The organism is Paenibacillus sp. FSL F4-0125 (genome assembly GCF_038008565.1).
Taxonomy (GTDB): domain Bacteria; phylum Bacillota; class Bacilli; order Paenibacillales; family Paenibacillaceae; genus Paenibacillus_AQ.
Genome location: NZ_JBBOZJ010000001.1, coordinates 3,617,954 through 3,636,837, shown reverse-complemented (window position 1 = coordinate 3,636,837; position 18,884 = coordinate 3,617,954). Strand labels below are relative to the sequence as shown.

Here is an 18,884-nt window from a genome sequence, read left to right as displayed (position 1 = left end):
ATTTTGTTCAGTTACTGTTAGTTACTTGTTTACCCTCGCATTTCTTACACACGTTAACCTTTTCGCCAGAGAGTCCTTTTCCGATGTATAAAAGCTTAATGCGAGTACTGCCGCAGATCGGGCATGTTCCTCTACCTCGGGATGGCATGCGCCAGAGCGCTTTACCGCGTTTATTTTTGGACATAAATAGCCCACCTTTGCGATTGATACCCTATCTTATGAGCGAGGGAACCTTAAAGTTCGGAGAATAAAGCTTATAAATTCCTTTGTGATTGTAGATAAAATTGAGAATAAAAAGGGCGGAAAACGCCCTGAAAAAACAGCGCATAACTTAAATTATACGCTGTTTTAGTTTTAAAGCTTTTTTTTGAGAAAAGATCACCACTTGGACGAGCAAAAAGGAGGGGTTATAAGGATTTTTTTATAAATAACGGATATCGATATCCCTAAATTTACCTGCTGACATTTTCAGCATTCTGAATTGTAATGAGCCTTGTTTATAAGTGCCTCTGCTCTGATCCGGATTGACTGGAATGGGAAGTGGGATGATCTCGCTACGATCTTTTCCGAGACCGCTTAATTTGATTTGTGTTCTGTTAATTTGTGCCCAAATACTTTCCGGGTGAATTCCACTTGGAATACGAATTTTCGTGATCAAGTAATTATGTGTGTCTAGATGCTCAAATTGCAGACTTGAGGTTTCGTTCGTAAATGACGAAGAGGTCGCTGCGGTAGCTTCTTTAATTATTTTTTCAACATAACCATCGATCTGGCTGGGATCCAGCTTCCATTGCTCTTCAAGCGACTTTAAGGATAGTTTTTTCTTAAAAAAGGGATCTTCGTTCATCCAATCTAAAGGGTTCGATTTATTTGGACTCATGAACGCTGAACCTCCTTCATTTTTTATCTATTGTATGGTCGTATGAATTATTCAGTGACATCTGGGCGAATATCTACATAGAATAGGTTATCATTCTGAAAGGAGGAGTGGTTTGGTGGTTTCAATCATCGGCAACATTAAAATTAACAGCGTGGGCCCTAGTTCCACAGTTTTAGTAGGAAATACGGCATCCGTCATCTTGAGCAGTAACTCCAAAATCTATGCCGGTGCCAACTCCTTCTCGATAGGTGACTCCATAGGTACAAACATTACGAATAATGCAGCCAGCAGTACGAACACGATGGATTCAGATGTGGTGGATCAAGTATCGCCTCCTTAAGGGTGGGTTTACATGAAAATTACGGTATATCAGTGCATATCGGTCAATCATCTAAAAATTGGTACGATCTCTAATTCATCGGTTCTGCAGATCGGCACTTCCGGCCGAATTAATGCCTTGTCTAATAGTTATCAATCTAGTGACGTTCCAGAATCTCCTCCTGCACCATCACCAGGGGTAAGTGATTCGCCTCTTGTACGCTTGCCTCCGCCAACTGAACTATATACACGCTAGAATTAGGCTCTTATCCTTCGCATACAATAAACCATAGGAGGGGGTTGTATGCACCCGTATTATGTTCAGCAAGTCTTAAATGCATTAAGAGTGCAGGCTGAAAAGATTCAACTGCTAGAGAAACAGATCCAAGATTTACAAGGTGACATTGACAGCATGAAGAATAATAAAACTGCAAGTATAGGTCCTATAAATTATCATTTTGAACAATTGAAAATCGAGAAGCTGGAAGGCACTTTAAATATAGGCATAACACCTAATGAGGGAAATAATCTGGATGAAGCAATGATCAACGGTAAACCTATCGGAGAGCAGGAGGGAGGGACAACCGCATTATCGGATAAAATTCGTCCAGAGATTTTGAAATATGTGCAAGAGGAGGTACCCTCACAATTTTCACGTTTAGAAAAAGAGCAGAACTTAAGTATTGATGAGAACTATATCCAAATGGTAACTCAGGATCTGCTGAATCAGATGGATGGCCGAATTAACGACTATGTGAGCCAGCTGCCTACCTCAGAGGAAGGGCGCGGATACACAGAAGAGGAAAGTGCTTCTATTGTAGAACAAATCAAACGAGATATTGTTACGGCGATAGAGCGGCATTTGGAAATAAACATAACTGGAAGGCGGGAACCGCATGAAAGTAACCGTGATTAACAGAGAAATAAATGTAAACGCAGTAAAAGTGGTTTCGATATCAGGTTCTTCGGTATTTTTAGTAGGGGATACCCAGACGATTAACTGTTCTTCGGCGTTTGACAGCGTGATCGAGTATGCTCCCAGTGCTCCAGATCAAGTCCAAAAAGGCAGTGAATAAATGCACGCTTCACGTATACTAGATGTGTATATCAATAATCTGTCTGACAGTTCGATTTTTTTATGTGGATCTGTAGAGCGGATTCAGTCCAAATTCGTGGGAAGTAAAGAAAATTACCTATATAACATAAAAGAGATTAACAGCAATAATAGAGAGGCTTCACCCTTAGAGATCCCACTCACGGCATGGTCGAAGCAAGTGAATGAAGATGAAGTTGAGATTTTGAATGATTCCGAGGCTTCAACGATTAATATGCAATATATTAGAATTTTATCGATTGGGTCCGGTACGACCTTTCAGATTGGAAATGGCGGTTCTGTTCATTTGGAGAGTCGAACGAGTGAGTTTAAGCGAGAATTAGCTTCAAAAGATGAGGCGTAACAGCATCTATAAGCTCTAGAAGCAAAGAGGTCTCGAAATGATCTTGCAGCCAGCCAATTGCCTGCTCCTCGTAACTGTTGGGCGTAATTGTTGTTTCTTATAGCATTAGTTAACATAAACATAATTATGTTAACTAATGAAAAAATCGGTGTCCCATAAGTAAATATTTTACACGATGGAGGGAACTTTAGTCACGAAAGTGTCCCCTAAGGATGGTTAAGAGTCAATAGAAGAACTGTCTGGCATTCAATGTAGAAGGTATCGACCGTCAACGTAAGTATTCATCAAAAAAAGTGTCCCAGAAGCCATTTCATGGCCTTTGAGACACTCCCTCATGTAGAAAATGTCGATGGACTTATTAGTTTTAGAAGCCTTCACGAAGCCAGGTAGTCGCCAGCTTGATGGCGGCTTTTTTGGCATTGGTTTCTGCTAAAGGATTTAACATCACAAAATCATGTATGATCCCTTGAAAGCGAACTGCTGTGACAGTGACGCCAGCTTCACGTAATTTGGCAGCATAAGCTTCACCTTCATCACGTAGAACATCTGCTTCACCCGTTATGACTAAAGCTTCAGGCAGATCGCGTAACTGTTCTACACTGGCACGAAGCGGGGAGGCTGTGATCTGATTCCGCTCCGCTGAGTCAGTTGTATATTGATCCCAGAACCATTTCATTCCGTCACGCTGTAGGAAATATCCTTCGGCGAACGCATGATAGGATTCGGTATCAAAGGAGGCATCCGTTACCGGATAGAACAGAAGTTGTTTCCCTATCTTCGGGCCACTGCGTTCTTTAGCCATAAGCGTAATGGCGGCTGCCATATTTCCACCGACACTATCACCACCTATGGATAGCTTGTTAGCATCAAGGGCATGATCACTTCCCTGTTCAGTGATCCATTTCAGAACAGCATAGATTTCTTCAATTGCTGTAGGATATTTAGCTTCTGGAGAGAGGCTATAATTTGGAAAAACAATAGCAGCCTCCGCTCCGACAGCTAGTTCACGGATCAGGCGGTCATGGGTATGTGCATTACCAAACACCCAGCCAGCACCATGAATGTAAAGGATCACTGGCAACGACGCCGAAGAGGAGCTAGGGGGCCGAACAATTCTTATGGAAACATTACCATTAGGTCCTCCTGGCACCATAAGATCTTCAATTTCAACTTCAGGTTTATATATCTCACTGGATTGTACAGAATCTACCGTTTCTCGGCCTTTTTCTGGTCCAAGATCAGGAAGGAACGGAGGTTTGGAATTATCATCGGCAAATTTCTGCGCTGCTGGCTCAAGAATAATCTTTGGTTGATTTGACATGATGTATCGTCTCCTTTGTCTGGTAATAGTATAGTTTACCCTCTTCATTCCATAACCATCTAAACGAATGCTGAAACGATATGATTCATTCATGTATTTTGCATCTCAATGAGTGTTGATGGATTGCGTTGAATCACACTGTCAAAAAAAGATTCAAACAGATGATCATGAGCCTTACAATACTTTTCGCTGATCCTCATGAATTTCACTTTTTAAATCCCTTATTCCGGCAACCGTTTGTTTATGTTTAATACGGAAGATCAAAATAAACATCAAAGTAATAAGTAACGGATAGCCTATCGCCCAGCCCGTAAAAGGAAACACGGCAGCGGTAGCTAGAAAAGAGATCCAGCTGATCGTTACGCCTAATCTACTTCCCTTAAGTAGGCGTATCCCCGCAGCACAGCCTCCGATATAAGTCAGGATAAATGTCGCATTCGGAAACTGGATCAAAGTAGTGATGGATATCAATCCGCTGCTGTATAGTGACATGACCGTTACAAAACAGAGGAGCAGGAAAGCTATCCCACCGATAGGGGTATGATAGGATTTGGATAGTCTCCCCATCCATTGCGGTGCATAGCCCTGACGCGATAACGCATAAGCCACCCGCGAGGCCGCACCGGCATAAGCGATAATGGTGGCGGTACAGATGAAGAGACCTGTAAGACCTGCGATAAATCCTCCCCAGTGTCCAAGAGGCTGGCTGATGATCCAGACAAGTGAAGTGCTCGACCCACCTTTAAGGTAGCTTTGTGTGCCAACCGTCGCTAAAGCGGATAAGAAATATAAAACACCAACAATAATAGCAGCGATGGTCACACCTTTAACTGCAGCACGTTGTGGATCTTTGAACTCCTCAGAGAGATGTGAGACAGCTTCCCAACCAATAAAACACCAAAATAGGATTGCTGCAGCCTGTCCAATGCTCATCCATCCGTGTGGGGCAAAGGGAGTGAAGTGTTCAACCTCCATCCGAGGAAGCGCAGTAGCAAAGGAGAAGACGAGAACAGCTACAATCGCAATCACTACAGCAATTTGTACCTTTCCCGCCACTTGCATGCCAATCCAGTTTGTAATTAGCCCAATGGCCAACATCACCGCAGCGATAGTAATTCTCGCAGGTTCATCCCAGCCCATTGCGGCTGTCATATAACCAGCTCCGGTCAGCGCAGCGACAGGCGCACCAATCGGAACGGACATTAGGAAAAACCAGCCCACTAAAGATCCGGCTTTAGGTCCGAAAGCAAGGGTAACGAAGTGGGACACGCCTCCTGCGTTAGGAAATTTGGCAGAGAGCAGGCCCATCGATAAGGCCATTGGCAAAATCAACAGCGTCATAAATCCCCATGCCAGCAATGAAGCGGGACCTGCCATTTCTGCAGCCAGTCCGGGAACGATTAAGACTCCCGAGCCCAATACAGCGCCGATATAAAGAGCTATGGCTTGAGGCATGCCGATGTTTCTTCGTAAAGTGGTTGAACTTGAATCTTTCATGATTTTTAATCCTGCTTTCATTGTCTTTTGTTATAGAGTAGCAGATAATAGATCCATTGGAAAAACAGATTTTTTGAATAGTATCCATTCGAAATTCCGATGGGTAACTATTATTCAGGGGGCACGTATGGAATCACGTCATCTTTTTACCTTTATAGTCGTAGTGGAGACGGGTAGCTTCACACGCGCTGCACAGAAGCTTGATTATGCACAATCCAGTATTACCGCACAGATCCAAGCGTTAGAGACTGAAATAGGTCAGCCTTTATTCGATCGGATCAGTAAAAAGATCATCTTAACCGATGCAGGCCGCCGTCTACTCCCATTCGCTCAAGAGATCTCTAGAATGCACTCTCTAGCGCAAGATGCTCTTCGCTCCGAGAGTGAGCTAACAGGGTCTTTACGAATTGGTGCACCTGAATCTCTGGCTGCTTTTCGCTTACCAGGCATTATCAAGGAGTTTCGAGTGAAATATCCAAAGGTCCAAATTCTTCTGAAACCTGGGGCCTGCTGGGAGCTAACGGATTTGGTTCGATCCGGTGAATTGGATTTGGCCTTCCTACTGCAACCAGAGACAGAAGATAAAGATCTGAATATAGAAACACTGGTGCATGAACAAATGACCCTGATCGCTCCGCCGGATCATCCCTTAATGAGTCTTTCAGAGGTAGAGCCGGTTCATCTTAAGGGAGTAACAATATTGCATACGGAAACCGGTTGTAGCTACCGTAATTTGTTTGAACATCATTTAAATAGTCATGGGGTATTTCCTGACCCTACGTTAGAGTTTTGGAGTATTGAGGCGATCAAGCAATGTGTTATGGCGGGGCTAGGTATCGCTTTTATTCCAATGATTACAGTGAACAATGAATTAGCGGAGGGAAAGTTAGCTGGTTTAAATTGGAATGATGAATCGCAGCGTGTGGCTACTCAAATAGCCTATCATCATAAGAAATGGAAATCACCTGTATTAACAGAGTTTTTAAAGACTGTACAAAAGCACGCTGAAAAATGGAATACTTAAGTATAAATCTCGTAGCTATTCTATGGTACAATAGATTGTCGAAATCAAGGGAGGCTCGAAGCCATGAATGAGTGGAGTGAAGACTACGAAGAGGGGCTTGAGGCTTTTTTAATCTGGATGAAGGATGCCGGTTACACTCCCTATACGCAGAAATCCTATTTAGTAGATGTAAGACAGTTTTTAGAAAGTCTAAATGGAAAAAAGCTTGAATCGGTAAAGAAGTTACATGTTATTTCCTTTCTTACTTCTGTGCGTGAACGTGGAGTAAGTGATGCTACTCGTAACCGGAAGCATGCCTCTATTAACTGTTTTTTTAAGGCATTAATTGAACTGGAATTACTTCTGACCAATCCAGCAGCTGGGATCAAGAAATCTAAGACAGAGATCAATCGTGAGCCAGTCTATTTAGATGAAGGTGATCTGGGGCGATTTTTATCTTCTATAGACGGGAAGTACAAAGGCCGTAATTTAGCAGTTTTTTTACTCATGTCCTATATGGGGCTTCGGGTGGGGGAAGTCCACACGCTGAATTTGAGTGATTATAATGTAGAAAGGCATTCACTTCGAGTGTTTGGTAAGGGACGTAAATGGCGTAATGTACCGATTCCAGAGGATGTGGTCCCCTTTCTCGATCTGGCAATAGAAGAACGGCTAGAACCTTGGCGCAGTAAAGAAGAGGCTATGTTCATTTCACAAAAGGGACGCAGGCTGTCCATTCGTGGTATACAGCAAATCGCTGCGGACACCTTCGATCGTTTCCAAAAGGATGTGCCTGCTGCACAACGTCGACCATATTCCAGCCACAAGCTTCGACATTCCTTCGCTACCATGCTGTTACGAAAAGGGGCGGATCTGCGAACGGTTCAGGAACTGCTCGGACACTCTTCTATTCAGACTACAACGGTTTACACGCATATCACGAGCCGGGAGAAGGAAGAAGCCATGTCGAAATTGCAAGTCCAGATTTGATAGAATTAAAAGTGCATTTTCTTCATGAAAAAGGGACTATCCCAGTCATGAGTCATGACATTCGGGACAGCCCCAATTCTTGCTTACAGTTCTAGCTTAGCAATCTCTGCCTTAAGCTTCTCGGCAGATTTCTGGAATAAAGCCTTTTCTGTCTCATTTAGTGGAAGATCTAGTACTTCTCGTACACCGGATCGATCTACGATACAAGGGGCACCAAGATAGACATCCGAAACGCCATTATAATTATTCAATAAAGTAGATACGTTCAACACAGAACCTTCATTATGCAGAATGGAGACTACAATTCGATCAAGTGCTAGTGCTATTGCGTAAGAGGTAGAGCCTTTGGCATCAATGATTTCATAAGCGGCATTCTTAGTATCCTCGAAAATTTCATTTTGTTCTGCTTCATCAAAACCAAGATCGATTCCGGCTACATTCGCTAGACTCCAAACTGGAAGTTCTGAGTCTCCATGTTCCCCGATAATCTGTCCGTGAATACTGCGAGGATCAATTTCTTTATGGCGGCCGATCAGGTAGCGAAACCGTGCACTATCCAACACTGTTCCGGAACCAATGACTCTTCTGCGATCAAATCCGCTTATTTTTAAAGTGGCATATGATAAAATATCTACCGGGTTAGTAGCAATAAGTAGTATCGCATGTTGATTGTATTTTGTTATTTTTTGAACGATATCTCGGAAAATTGAAATGTTTTTGCGGAGCAGATCTATCCGGGTTTCACCCGGTTTTTGTGATGCACCGGCCGTAACAATGATGATATCCGCTTCACGGCAATCTTCATATGTACCAGCCCATAGCTTCACACCGCCAACAAAAGGCATGCCGTGATTCATATCCAACGCTTCTCCAAGTGCTTTCTTTTGATTAACGTCAATAAGTACGAGCTCAGGCATACGTCTCCGTAGCAATAATGTATAGGCTGTTGTTGTACCAACTGCTCCAGTACCAATGACTACGACTCGATTGGGTTTCGGGGGCATGATTTCATCTCCTCAGTATTTTAAATTTTTGGTATTTAATCTTGTCCATCATAATCGCTAACGTTATTGTTTTCAAGCAGGTCTTATTTAATTCATTACCCCATTTTGGGCATACTAAATAGAAATTCTCTAAACAATTTGACAACAAGACTAGACAGGAGAGAATGTAAGAATGGATTTATTTCGCAAAAAAACGTTAATCGTACCTTCAAACTCGGGTGCAACCAAGTTAAACAAAACACTTGGTGCACTAGATCTAACCATGCTAGGTGTAGGAGCGATTATCGGTACTGGTATTTTTGTAATGACAGGCGTAGCGGCAGCAGAACACGCTGGTCCTGGGCTTGTGATTTCATTCCTGTTAGCCGCTTTTGCGTGCGTGCTATCAGCCCTTTGTTATTCAGAGTTTGCATCGACCATCCCGGTCTCCGGAAGTGCCTATGCTTATAGTTATGTAGCATTTGGAGAATTACTCGCTTGGATTTTAGGCTGGGATCTTGTGTTAGAATACGGCGTTGCAGCAGCGGCAGTAAGCAGTGGGTGGTCCGGTTATTTACAGGGTCTTTTAGAGGGATTCGGGATACATATTCCTACAGCACTATCTGGGGCTTATAATGCGGAAGCGGGTACCGTTATTAATTTACCAGCAGTAATTATCATTTTACTAATTTCCTACTTACTGACACGGGGAACTAAAGAGACTGCTCGTTTTAATGCCATTATGGTAGTTATCAAAATCGCTGTGGTGCTTTTGTTTATCGTAACGGGATTCTTCTATGTTAAGCCAGAAAACTGGACTCCATTCCTACCGTTTGGCTTTCAAGGTGTCGTGAATGGTGCGGCAACGGTCTTCTTCGCCTACATAGGCTTTGATGCATTATCGACTGCAGCAGAAGAAGTAAAGCGACCACAGCGGGATTTGCCAATAGGAATTATTTCATCTCTTGCTATTTGTTCAGTATTGTATATTCTAGTTTCACTCGTATTAACGGGTATTATTCCTTACACGGACCTCAATGTAAGTGATCCTGTTTCTTATGCGCTTCGCGTCGTAAATCAGGATCTGATAGCCGGTCTAATCTCGGTAGGCGCTATTGCAGGAATGACCACAGTGCTGCTTGTGATGCTGTTCGGTCAAACTCGACTGATATTTGCAATCTCACGGGATGGACTTTTGCCAAAAGGATTATCTAAGATCAATGCTAAAACTCAAACGCCTATTCGTAGTACATGGATGGTTGGTATCATTATAGCAGTATTAACTGGATTCATACCTTTGGATCGGTTGGCTAACTTAACAAGCATTGGAACACTGTTTGCCTTTTTTGTCGTTTCTTTGGGTGTAATTGCCTTACGGTATATTCACCCTAATATGAAAAGAGGGTTCAGAGTACCCTGGGTACCTTTCATTCCCTTGCTAAGTGCGGCAACGTGCGGATTTTTGATGTATAATCTAGGAAGTGAGACATGGATTGGATTTCTTATTTGGACGGCTCTTGGACTTCTGATCTATTTTTTATATGGCTACCGTAATAGTAAGTTGAATCATAAATAAGAATCGAAGAGAGGAGAGAGGGCATTGACATCTAGGACTGCTGGATTGAAAACACTAAGAATGTTTCTGATGCTATTTTTTTTAGCGTGGATAGTCTCGGCATGTTCTTCACCACCACCGGAGCCTTCTCCACAGCCACAGCCAACAGAAGCACCGGAAGAAGGACAAACGATTACTCTGATTACACCACCTGATAACAATACAAATAATGAGAGTGCCCCGAAATATCAGGTTCAAACAAGAATTACGGGCTTTCATTTGCTAAGCGAGACAGTGGGCATGGTCTGGGGTGTTACAAAAAATGAGCTTCGTTTGTACATAACCCGTGATAATGGATCGACATGGGCTAATATTTCTCCAGCCCCAAATGTACAGTTCCTTTCCACGCCCGTCTATGGAAAAGGCATCTTTTTTACGGACCCTAATCATGGTTGGATTATAAGAAGTGCATTTGGTACGACAGAGAACATTGTGCTGCGAACCACGGATGGTGGTCAGAGTTGGAAGATCTCATCACTAGGCGATGATAATGATGTATCTTCCGTTTATTTTAATTCTCCAACCCAAGGATGGCTGATGACCTCTTCGAAAGCTACTCCTAACAGGGAGAGCAAGGCCCTTTACTCAACATCAGACGGTGGTGCCACGTGGGAAGAAGTGATGCAGAATGAACAATATAATCCGAACCTTCCGAATCATTCGATTCCGTTCACAGGTATAAGTACTGGAATGATATTTAAGAACCGTGTAGAGGGATTTGTGACCCTGCAGACAGGTGCTCTTCCAAAGATCTTTATGACTAAGGACGGTGGTCAGAGTTGGAATCCGGGATCACCTTTTTTGGTAAATGAACAACTCGAAAGCTGTGACAGAGTGATTACTGGCAAACCAGAGTTCTTCGATGCTAGTAAAACTAATGGCTGGATGTCTGTGGGCTGCCAAAAAGATAAGACGATTACTTACCACGGTTACTTTACAGCTAATGGTGGAGATAATTGGAAATTTACACTTTTTCAATTAAAGAGTTCAACCGAAGGAAATCATCAGAGTGCTCCTACATTTCTGAATTCGCAAGTCGGTTGGGCCATCCTCGGTGACACCCTTTACCACACCGTTAACCAAGGGAACACTTGGCTCCCCCTCAAGGAGAGCAATGTTCTGCAGTCAAAGCTTGAGGAATATCCTGAGACGATTAAAATGCAGTTTATTTCTCCAGAGGTCGGTTGGCTTTTGATTGAGAAAAAAGAACAAAAACGCTCACTACTCTTACAAACCACTAATGGTGGGATTAGTTGGCGTGTGATGTAAAGTGAAGAGGGGCTGTTTCATAAGTGGCGGACGCTACTTTTGAGACAGCTTCTTTTTTTGTGTATAAGGGATTAATTCCCAAAACTACGAATTTTTGATTAATTGAATATAAGGAAAAAACTTAATTAAAATTTTCTTTAAAGATGTGAAAAAAATCACATGACATTTAAATGATCGTGTGATATATTTAACACATAGAACAAGTTCAAATTTTCACAAACTCAACTTTCGAATAGGAGAGATTACAATGAAAACTTTTGAAACAGATTATATGACAAGAAACCTGCTGCAACTTTGCTACAACTGTGATGACGCTCACCTGTGTGAAACAGAAGAACAATGCAGAGCATGCTGGGCAGATAACGGAATGTTAGACGATCAGACTGACGAAACGAAGCAATTGCTAGACCTCGTTCATGCTTAATCTGATCACTCAAAACTATGATTAAAAGACCACTTCATTTCTTGATTTCTAAGAAAACGAAGTGGTCTTTTTGCATGAAGTCTCATTAATTTAATGCTTTCTTAACTAGAAGAGGCATATACATGTACAGAAGTGCCTGAAGCTAAGGAAAAGTCGGAATTACATGGGTATGAAGGGGGAAAATGTCATGGGAATGGGCCCGGATCTTTCATGGATGTTTGATTTCTCTGGAACAGTGATGCCAATATTTCTCATTGTAATGGTTGGTATTCTTGCAGTATCAGTAGGCAGGGGTTTGCTTCAATGGAGCCGGAACAATAGCTCACCCATGCTAACCATTCCTGCCCGTATCGTTAGTAAACGAAGTGAAATAAGGCAGCAGCAGACTCAAGAAGATAATGGTTCAAGTCGTACAAGTACAACGTACTACTTAACGTACGAATTGAATGGTGGCAATCGAATAGAATTTAAAGTAGATGGTCATGAATATGGAATGAGTGCAGAAGGCGATAAAGGCATGCTTACCTATCAAGGAACAAGATATCACGGATTTGAGCGACAGCCACAATATTCCACTGCGGAGTAGCCATTAGCATACTTTAACTCTTAATCCATCCCCCTTTTCCTTTTAGTGGAACAGGGAGATGGATTTTTATTTGCGACTATTAAGAATGATGCAGAAAGTAATCGACTGTAAAATTAGGCGTGAGCTGTCACCAGTTAGGCGAATGCACATACAATACAGCATGCAGTTAAGAACGAGGTTGCAAGCAAAAAGCGACCCCAAGGAGGAGACAGCGTGGCCGTCATCAAAACGAACTCGGAAGATGTGAAGGTGCTAGCGCGGTTGATGAGAGCAGAAGCTGAGGAAGATGGAGATCTCGGCATGCTTATGGTCGGCAATGTTGGTGTCAATCGGATTCTTGGCAATTGCCTCGATTTTTTGAACATTCGTACTGTGAATGACATGGTCTATCAAAGTCCAGGAGGATTCGAAGCCCCGCAAAAAAGCTACTTCTATCAACGAGCGAGAGAAGCAGACATCCGTCTTGCTAAACGTGCAATTGCAGGTGAAAGAACCTGGCCAGCGACCAATGCTTTATGGTTCTTCCGTCCTGTAGGGGATTGCCCTCCAACCTGGTATAACCAACAAAACACAGGCCGCTTTAAAGCTCATTGCTTCTTTACTCCGACTGGAGAAGATTGCCCAGCTGTATTTATTGGTAATTAGCAGGGGAACTGTGCAAAGAGAATTACTCAACTTATGAGTAATTCTCTCAGTAAGCTAGTTTTAAATTTTTTGGTGTCCAAAGGGAGCAACTGCTCCGATAAACATTTAGGAGGTTTCATTAAATGATCGTTCAACCATACCGTCCCGTCACTTATACTATTGGTAGTGTTTCTTCTTCAGGTATGCAAATGCCAATGTCTACAGGAATGCAAGGCATGCAAGGGATGCAAGGCATGGGTAGCATGCCGCCACAAGTTAGCAGCGGAAGTCCGATGACACCAGGAGGGGTTGTAGTTCAAAACCCACCTCAACAGTTTGAACAATCGTATATCGAAAATATCTTCAGACTGAATTTAGGCAAAGTAGGTACATTTTATTTTACTTACGAAAATAACAAAGAGTGGAATGCCAAAGTTTACAAGGGTGTGCTGGAAGCTGCGGGCCGTGACCACATTATTATTAGTGACCCAGTAACTGGTCAACGTACTGTATTACTTATGATTTATTTTGATTATGCTACATTTGATGAACCCCTTACTTATCAATACCCTGGTGTCATCGGTAATCCTCCTACAACAAGAAACTGTCGCTAATCAAGTCCTAATATTTGTGGATGAACCCCAACACTTAACGGTGAGGGGTTTTTCTTTATACAGACAGATATTTTGGAATAATAAGGGGAATAAAGACCCATTTTTTTTCGAAAGGACACGCATGCTTGCGGTTTGCCCCAATATATTAATATAATAAAGTATATATTCAAAAACGTGATTCCAGACTGGAGATGAAACCATTGGGAAATTGATACTGAAAGGAACAACTGGCAAGCTTCTTGCCAATACTCTGAAAAAACGAAGGAGGTGGGCCTATCCACCCGTACGGAGAATGGTGGATAGGATTATAAATTGAGCGACCCTTTACCCGGTATATTACACGTAGGTCTTATTATTCTGTTGGTATTGTTAAACGGATTTTTTGTTTCAGTCGAATATGCAATGGTAAAAGTACGAAGTGGTAGAATTGATACCCTTATTGAAGAAGGTAGTAAAAAAGCTTTAAAAGCGAGAAGCATCGTACGCAACTTGGAAGGTTATCTATCCGCCTGTCAACTTGGTATTACTTTGGCTTCGCTTGCGCTAGGGTGGCTGGGTCAACCAGCTATAGCTAACCTTGTTGGGCCATTATTAGGAAGTATAGGTTTTGGAGTAACCGCAGTTAATGTTGTATCTTTGATTATTGCTCTAATGTTTATCACTATCTTGCATATCGTACTAGGTGAACTTGCACCTAAGACTATTGCTGTTAACAAGGCTGAATCTGTCCTCTTGCTAACATCTGGACCGATGAATGTGTTTTACAAGATCATGTATCCAGTGATATGGATCGTAAATGGGCTAGCACGCGGTTTATTACGGATCTTCCGTTTAGCCCCTGCTTCAGAGCTGGGGACGGCGCATACGGAAGAAGAGATCCGTATTATCATGCAAGAAAGTAATAAAAGCGGCTTTATCGATAATACCGAAATGGCTCTAGTTGACAATATTTTTGAATTCGTGGATACGATGGCCCGTGAGATCATGATTCCTCGGACAGAAATGATCTGCCTGAATAATCATCTTCCAACGGAAGAGAATCTTGAAATTGCTTTTGATGGAATGAGGACGCGTTATCCAGTCTGTGATGGAGATAAGGATCACATTCTTGGCTTCATTCATATCAAGGACTTAATTAGGGATCGTGAACAAAGCTATAATAAGTTAATTCGTCCTATACTAACCGTACCAGAATCTATTCAGATTAGTGCTCTGCTGAAAGTCATGCAGCGTGCGAAGACACAAATCGCCATTCTGATTGATGAGTATGGTGGAACATCGGGAATGGTAACACTGGAAGATATCATGGAGGAAATTGTAGGAGAAATTCAGGATGAGTTCGATGAAGAGCGTCCTGGTGTTGAGAAGCTGGGGGAGGATGAACACTCCATCGACGGCTTGATGCTTATTGAAGAGATCAATGATCTTTTGGGTCTCCACATGGATACAGAGGATTATGATACGATAGGCGGTTGGCTGTATTCTAAACTGGAGGTTAATCCACCTCAAAAAGGGCAGTCTGTTGAATTTGATGATCATCTGTTTATTGTGGAAGAAACGGATAATAAGCGGATTTCTCGAATTAAGCTACTGAAGTTACAGCTATTGACTGAAGAAGCTGGTGCATAACGAACTTATTTATATTTATTAAGACACAGGGCTGTAGCCTTGTGTCTTTTTTTACAGTGTATTTACAGTATTGTTTGCCAAAAAGAGATTAAAAATTATATAATTTTAAATGTATATGATAAAAACTACATTAGTCCACAGAGGACAGAAAGGAATTCTCCTTGAGTAAACCTAATAAAAGTACAAGCGTTCCCCAGCTAAGCAAACAAGAGAAACGGCGGGTAGAACAGGAGCAACAAAAGCAGAAGACGAGAATTTTAATTATTGGTTCCATTGCTTTAGTAGTCATCATTTTTGTTGGATTGTTTATGTTAGCTTCGAAAGATGCCGCAAAAAATGCCACTACGGGAGAACCAGTGGAATTCAATTACAGTGAGCTACCTAGAGTCGGTAAAGAGGATGCACCTGTTAAAATTGTTGAATTTGGTGATTTAAAATGTCCAGCGTGTTCCCAATTTGCAACTTCAGTTAAACCGAAGATTGTTCAAGATTTTGTCAACGAGGGAAAAGCAGCGCTCTACTTTGTAAATATGGCTTTCGTTGGTCCAGATTCTGAGACTGCCTCACTTGCTGCATTATCTGTATATCATCAGAATAAAGATGAATTCTGGAAATTCTACGATGCTGTATATGCACAGCAAGGTGATGAGAGCGAAGAATGGGCAACTGAAGATTTCTTAGTAAGCCTTGCGGAGAAAGAGAAGTTAGCTATCGATTACGAACTGCTACGTAAAGATATCAAGGATCGTACGTATGCAGATGACCTAAATAAGGGCATGCAGCTAGCTACTGAAGCAGGGGTAACTACAACGCCATCCCTTTACATCAATGGAGTAAAGACTGCGGATCCATTTAACATTGAAGCGATTTCAACTGAAATTAATGACGCCGCAAAAGCTGTGGAGGCAAAGTGACAAAGTTCCTATCTTTTTGCAAGCGTAACTGCCTGTATCTGGCCTGGTTCGTCTCTTTAGTTGCTGTTGCCGGTAGCTTGTATTTGAGCGAAGTATTGAAATATGAACCTTGTAAGCTTTGCTGGTTCCAGCGAATTTTCATGTATCCTCAGTTATTCCTCTTGGGAATTGCAACGTTTCGAGGGGATAAACGGATTATCCCTTATGTACTTCCACTAAGCTTGATTGGTGGCAGTATCTCGATCTATCATTATGCGGAACAGAAAATTCCTGCGTTAAGTAAAGTTCTTCCTTGTACAATTGGTGTTCCTTGTAATAAGGATTACTTGAACTTTTTTGGATTCATTACGATACCATTCCTTGCGTTAATCGCTTTTGCTTTAATTAGTATTTTACTTTGGTACGGACGTAAGGAAGAAGAAGTGATGGAGTTAGATACAGAGGAAAGTTTAGGATTTTGATTTTTTAACTTTAAGTGATCCGAAAAAATGTGAAAAGTGATTAAAAACACGATCCAGAGGGATAATTGAAGAGAATGAAAGAGAGCATCCAATAAGACGCTGTATTTGCGCTTACTGGATGTTTTTTCATTCTTTTTTCATTTTTTTCAACGCTTTACTGTAACCACTTTGTAGACTAATATTAGACCTTGTGAGAAGTTGAATATGCGCTGAATTTTCTTAGGAAAAACGGGGGAACCAAACTTGGCATTCGTGCCAATGGGGTGAATCGGAATGGGTCGATTGGACTTAAACCGTAGGGCTATACCACAGCCCGAATCCGCCAGCTAACCTCGTAAGCAAAGGTGGGATAATGACCATGCATAGCATGCGGATCATTTCCGTATGCTATTTTTAGTGTCTGCATTTATGAAATCCACCAATGAAAACAGCGCGCGGAATTTCCGTTTCAGCTCCCAAAGAAAGGAACTGTATCCACCATGGTAAGCAAGGTAAAACGACTATTGATCGGGCGTCCGATGAAGTCGAACGAACTCGATCATGAAAAGTTATCCAAGGTTAAAGCACTGGCTGTCCTGTCTTCTGATGCGCTCTCGTCTGTAGCCTACGGAACGGAACAAATTCTGATTGTACTAGTGGCTGCAGGGTTTACTGCCATCTGGTATTCCCTGCCAATTGCATTAGCCGTATTGGGCCTGCTGGCCATCTTGATTTTATCCTATCGGCAGACGATCTACGCTTATCCTCAGGGAGGCGGAGCTTACATCGTTGCCAAGAGTAATCTTGGTGTTCCGACAGGGCTTTTAGCAGGAGGGTCTTTGTTAGTGGATTACATTCTGACCGTTGCTGTTAGTGCGTCGGCAGGGACGGATGCGATCACATCGGCTTTTCCAAGTCTTCATAATCACACCGTTCTTATTGCAGTATCCGTTATTATTCTTCTTACTTTAATTAATCTTCGCGGAGTTACAGAATCAGCTTCATTCATCGCAATCCCAGTGTATTTATTCGTGGTGTCGATTGTAGTGTTGATTATCTCCGGTATTATTAAATATGCAGCAGGTGGCGTGCATGCGAATGTCCCTGAAATTGGCGCTGCTGTTTCTAATGTTAGTTTGTTTCTACTATTAAAAGCCTTCAGTTCTGGCTGTTCAGCTCTTACGGGTGTAGAGGCTGTATCTAATGCTATTCCAAACTTTAAAGCACCTGCAGAAAAGAATGCAGCCAAGACCTTAATGGTCATGGGAGTTATACTTGGATTTATGTTCACAGGCATCACACTCCTGGCGTATTGGTACGGCATAGTGCCTGACGAAAAGGCCACAGTTGTTTCTCAGATCGCTGAATCGACCTTTGGTCGCGGAACTTTATATTTTTTCATTCAAGGTATCACAGCAGTAATTTTGTTCTTGGCGGCTAATACGGCATACTCAGCGTTCCCGCTGCTTGCATTTATGTTTGCAAAAGATAAATATATGCCGCATGCTTTTATGGTTCGTGGTGACCGTCTAGGCTTCTCCAATGGTATTATTTTTCTAGGTGTTCTGTCAGCTCTGCTTGTAGCTGCATTCCACGGAAATACAGAAAGCCTGATTCCTCTTTATGCGGTTGGTGTCTTCATTCCTTTCACATTGTCTCAGCTAGGAATGATGGTTCATTGGTTTAAAACCAAACCAGCGGGATGGAAAAAAAGATTTGTTGTAAATACCATTGGTATGCTGACTACATTGACGATTACGCTTATTTTTATCATTACTAAGTTCTCAAGCGTATGGATGGCTTTCATTTTCTTACCTGCTGTAATGTTCGTGTTCTACCGTATCCACAAGCACTATTTGAATATTGCTGATGAGCTTCGTATATGTCCAAGTACAGATAAACCTTTGATTAAAGGCAGCACGGTTGTTGTCCCTGTTGCCGGTGTAACACGTGCTGTACTGCATTCCATTAGCTATGCCAAGTCTTTAACGGATAATGTTGTAGCAGTATATGTTGGATTTGATGAAGAGGACATCCAAAAGATGGAGCAACGGTGGGAGGAATGGAACCCAGGTGTACGCCTGATTGTACTCCGTTCCAGATATCGCAGTATTATTCGTCCGTTACTGAAATTTATTGATACAGTGGAGTGGAAGACCGCAGCAACGGATCATATCACGATCCTGATCCCACAATTTATCACTAAGCATTGGTGGCAAGCTGTACTTCATAATCAGACCAGCTTTTTAATCCGTTCTTACCTAATGAATTCAAAAGATGTTGTGGTAGCGACTGTCCCTTATCATTTGAATAAATAGTG

At 42.2% G+C, this 18,884-nt stretch carries 22 protein-coding genes and 1 riboswitch; of the genes, 17 read left to right on the top strand and 5 right to left on the bottom strand.

Annotated features, from left to right (window positions below; translation table 11 throughout):
- Positions 1 to 7: 7 nt before the first annotated feature.
- Both NST74_RS16055 and NST74_RS16050 read right to left on the bottom strand, forming a co-directional pair.
- Positions 8 to 184: a hypothetical protein gene (locus tag NST74_RS16055; RefSeq protein WP_341113191.1), complete on the bottom strand. Its 177-nt coding sequence runs from the start codon at positions 182 to 184 to the stop codon at positions 8 to 10.
- 237 nt (positions 185 to 421) lie between these two features.
- Positions 422 to 880, bottom strand: a complete 459-nt coding sequence (locus NST74_RS16050; protein ID WP_341113189.1) for a hypothetical protein — start codon at positions 878 to 880, stop codon at positions 422 to 424.
- A 115-nt stretch (positions 881 to 995) separates the two neighbouring features.
- Between NST74_RS16050 and NST74_RS16045 the strand changes: the two genes are divergently transcribed.
- From NST74_RS16045 to NST74_RS16025, 5 genes are read left to right on the top strand one after another with little or no spacing between them, the layout of a single operon-like run.
- A complete protein-coding gene (locus NST74_RS16045; RefSeq protein ID WP_036687577.1) occupies positions 996 to 1,220 on the top strand; it encodes a spore germination protein in 225 nt (74 codons plus the stop codon).
- 12 nt (positions 1,221 to 1,232) lie between these two features.
- Positions 1,233 to 1,454 (top strand): spore germination protein GerPB, encoded by a 222-nt coding sequence (locus NST74_RS16040; protein WP_341113187.1) that lies wholly within the window; start codon positions 1,233 to 1,235, stop codon positions 1,452 to 1,454.
- A gap of 48 nt (positions 1,455 to 1,502) precedes the next feature.
- Positions 1,503 to 2,114 (top strand): spore germination protein GerPC, encoded by a 612-nt coding sequence (gerPC, locus tag NST74_RS16035; protein WP_341113186.1) that lies wholly within the window; start codon positions 1,503 to 1,505, stop codon positions 2,112 to 2,114.
- Entirely contained in the window at positions 2,095 to 2,274 is a 180-nt protein-coding gene (locus NST74_RS16030; RefSeq protein WP_042128202.1) for a hypothetical protein, read from the top strand. Before gerPC ends, NST74_RS16030 begins: the two co-directional genes overlap by 20 nt.
- Positions 2,275 to 2,655: a hypothetical protein gene (locus NST74_RS16025; protein ID WP_341113184.1), complete on the top strand. Its 381-nt coding sequence runs from the start codon at positions 2,275 to 2,277 to the stop codon at positions 2,653 to 2,655.
- A 364-nt stretch (positions 2,656 to 3,019) separates the two neighbouring features.
- On the opposite strand, the gene NST74_RS16020 is transcribed toward NST74_RS16025, so the two are convergent.
- The gene (locus NST74_RS16020) at positions 3,020 to 3,976 is read right to left on the bottom strand and encodes an alpha/beta hydrolase (RefSeq protein ID WP_341113183.1); all 957 of its coding nucleotides are present in this window, start codon (positions 3,974 to 3,976) and stop codon (positions 3,020 to 3,022) included.
- A gap of 174 nt (positions 3,977 to 4,150) precedes the next feature.
- Positions 4,151 to 5,473 carry an APC family permease gene (locus NST74_RS16015; RefSeq protein WP_341113181.1) on the bottom strand — a complete coding sequence of 441 codons (1,323 nt, stop codon included), beginning with the start codon at positions 5,471 to 5,473 and terminating at the stop codon, positions 4,151 to 4,153.
- Between the two features lie 127 nt (positions 5,474 to 5,600).
- Between NST74_RS16015 and NST74_RS16010 the strand changes: the two genes are divergently transcribed.
- Together NST74_RS16010 and NST74_RS16005 are read left to right on the top strand one after the other, a co-directional pair.
- The gene (locus NST74_RS16010; protein ID WP_341113179.1) at positions 5,601 to 6,497 is read left to right on the top strand and encodes a LysR family transcriptional regulator; all 897 of its coding nucleotides are present in this window, start codon (positions 5,601 to 5,603) and stop codon (positions 6,495 to 6,497) included.
- Positions 6,498 to 6,560: 63 nt separating this feature from the next.
- The gene (locus tag NST74_RS16005; RefSeq protein ID WP_341113177.1) at positions 6,561 to 7,466 is read left to right on the top strand and encodes a tyrosine-type recombinase/integrase; all 906 of its coding nucleotides are present in this window, start codon (positions 6,561 to 6,563) and stop codon (positions 7,464 to 7,466) included.
- An 83-nt stretch (positions 7,467 to 7,549) separates the two neighbouring features.
- Here the strand turns inward: NST74_RS16005 and NST74_RS16000 are convergent, their stop codons facing one another.
- Positions 7,550 to 8,470 carry an L-lactate dehydrogenase gene (locus tag NST74_RS16000; RefSeq protein WP_042128188.1) on the bottom strand — a complete coding sequence of 307 codons (921 nt, stop codon included), beginning with the start codon at positions 8,468 to 8,470 and terminating at the stop codon, positions 7,550 to 7,552.
- Positions 8,471 to 8,642: 172 nt separating this feature from the next.
- Between NST74_RS16000 and NST74_RS15995 the strand changes: the two genes are divergently transcribed.
- The 10 genes from NST74_RS15995 (at position 8,643) to NST74_RS15950 (ending at position 18,882) form a co-directional block, all read left to right on the top strand.
- The gene (locus NST74_RS15995) at positions 8,643 to 10,025 is read left to right on the top strand and encodes an amino acid permease (RefSeq protein ID WP_341113174.1); all 1,383 of its coding nucleotides are present in this window, start codon (positions 8,643 to 8,645) and stop codon (positions 10,023 to 10,025) included.
- A 24-nt stretch (positions 10,026 to 10,049) separates the two neighbouring features.
- Entirely contained in the window at positions 10,050 to 11,333 is a 1,284-nt protein-coding gene (locus NST74_RS15990) for a WD40/YVTN/BNR-like repeat-containing protein (protein ID WP_341113172.1), read from the top strand.
- A gap of 271 nt (positions 11,334 to 11,604) precedes the next feature.
- The gene (locus tag NST74_RS15985; RefSeq protein WP_341116030.1) at positions 11,605 to 11,757 is read left to right on the top strand and encodes a hypothetical protein; all 153 of its coding nucleotides are present in this window, start codon (positions 11,605 to 11,607) and stop codon (positions 11,755 to 11,757) included.
- A gap of 193 nt (positions 11,758 to 11,950) precedes the next feature.
- Positions 11,951 to 12,343, top strand: coding sequence for a DUF2500 domain-containing protein (locus NST74_RS15980; protein ID WP_341115904.1), 393 nt, complete (start codon positions 11,951 to 11,953; stop codon positions 12,341 to 12,343).
- A gap of 213 nt (positions 12,344 to 12,556) precedes the next feature.
- Entirely contained in the window at positions 12,557 to 12,988 is a 432-nt protein-coding gene (locus NST74_RS15975) for a cell wall hydrolase (RefSeq protein WP_042128184.1), read from the top strand.
- Between the two features lie 182 nt (positions 12,989 to 13,170).
- On the top strand, positions 13,171 to 13,581 hold the full coding sequence (gerQ, locus tag NST74_RS15970) for a spore coat protein GerQ (protein WP_371916527.1): 411 nt from the start codon (positions 13,171 to 13,173) through the stop codon (positions 13,579 to 13,581).
- 312 nt (positions 13,582 to 13,893) lie between these two features.
- A complete protein-coding gene (locus tag NST74_RS15965) occupies positions 13,894 to 15,210 on the top strand; it encodes a hemolysin family protein (RefSeq protein WP_042128180.1) in 1,317 nt (438 codons plus the stop codon).
- 161 nt (positions 15,211 to 15,371) lie between these two features.
- The gene (locus tag NST74_RS15960; protein ID WP_076120498.1) at positions 15,372 to 16,124 is read left to right on the top strand and encodes a DsbA family protein; all 753 of its coding nucleotides are present in this window, start codon (positions 15,372 to 15,374) and stop codon (positions 16,122 to 16,124) included.
- The gene (locus NST74_RS15955; protein WP_042128176.1) at positions 16,121 to 16,585 is read left to right on the top strand and encodes a disulfide oxidoreductase; all 465 of its coding nucleotides are present in this window, start codon (positions 16,121 to 16,123) and stop codon (positions 16,583 to 16,585) included. The genes NST74_RS15960 and NST74_RS15955 overlap by 4 nt, the downstream gene beginning before the upstream one ends.
- A gap of 197 nt (positions 16,586 to 16,782) precedes the next feature.
- A riboswitch (cyclic di-AMP (ydaO/yuaA leader) is annotated at positions 16,783 to 16,941 on the top strand.
- Between the two features lie 123 nt (positions 16,942 to 17,064).
- Positions 17,065 to 18,882: an APC family permease gene (locus NST74_RS15950; RefSeq protein ID WP_339286735.1), complete on the top strand. Its 1,818-nt coding sequence runs from the start codon at positions 17,065 to 17,067 to the stop codon at positions 18,880 to 18,882.
- Positions 18,883 to 18,884 lie beyond the last annotated feature (2 nt).

Coding starts and splice junctions, on each gene's coding strand:
- NST74_RS16055 (WP_341113191.1), bottom strand. CDS start 184: ATGTCCAAAAATAAACGCGGTAAAGCGCTCTGGCGCATGCCATCCCGA.
- NST74_RS16050 (WP_341113189.1), bottom strand. CDS start 880: ATGAGTCCAAATAAATCGAACCCTTTAGATTGGATGAACGAAGATCCC.
- NST74_RS16040 (WP_341113187.1), top strand. CDS start 1,233: ATGAAAATTACGGTATATCAGTGCATATCGGTCAATCATCTAAAAATT.
- gerPC (WP_341113186.1), top strand. CDS start 1,503: ATGCACCCGTATTATGTTCAGCAAGTCTTAAATGCATTAAGAGTGCAG.
- NST74_RS16030 (WP_042128202.1), top strand. CDS start 2,095: ATGAAAGTAACCGTGATTAACAGAGAAATAAATGTAAACGCAGTAAAA.
- NST74_RS16025 (WP_341113184.1), top strand. CDS start 2,275: ATGCACGCTTCACGTATACTAGATGTGTATATCAATAATCTGTCTGAC.
- NST74_RS16020 (WP_341113183.1), bottom strand. CDS start 3,976: ATGTCAAATCAACCAAAGATTATTCTTGAGCCAGCAGCGCAGAAATTT.
- NST74_RS16015 (WP_341113181.1), bottom strand. CDS start 5,473: ATGAAAGATTCAAGTTCAACCACTTTACGAAGAAACATCGGCATGCCT.
- NST74_RS16010 (WP_341113179.1), top strand. CDS start 5,601: ATGGAATCACGTCATCTTTTTACCTTTATAGTCGTAGTGGAGACGGGT.
- NST74_RS16005 (WP_341113177.1), top strand. CDS start 6,561: ATGAATGAGTGGAGTGAAGACTACGAAGAGGGGCTTGAGGCTTTTTTA.
- NST74_RS16000 (WP_042128188.1), bottom strand. CDS start 8,470: ATGCCCCCGAAACCCAATCGAGTCGTAGTCATTGGTACTGGAGCAGTT.
- NST74_RS15995 (WP_341113174.1), top strand. CDS start 8,643: ATGGATTTATTTCGCAAAAAAACGTTAATCGTACCTTCAAACTCGGGT.
- NST74_RS15985 (WP_341116030.1), top strand. CDS start 11,605: ATGACAAGAAACCTGCTGCAACTTTGCTACAACTGTGATGACGCTCAC.
- NST74_RS15980 (WP_341115904.1), top strand. CDS start 11,951: ATGGGCCCGGATCTTTCATGGATGTTTGATTTCTCTGGAACAGTGATG.
- gerQ (WP_371916527.1), top strand. CDS start 13,171: ATGCAAATGCCAATGTCTACAGGAATGCAAGGCATGCAAGGGATGCAA.
- NST74_RS15950 (WP_339286735.1), top strand. CDS start 17,065: ATGGTAAGCAAGGTAAAACGACTATTGATCGGGCGTCCGATGAAGTCG.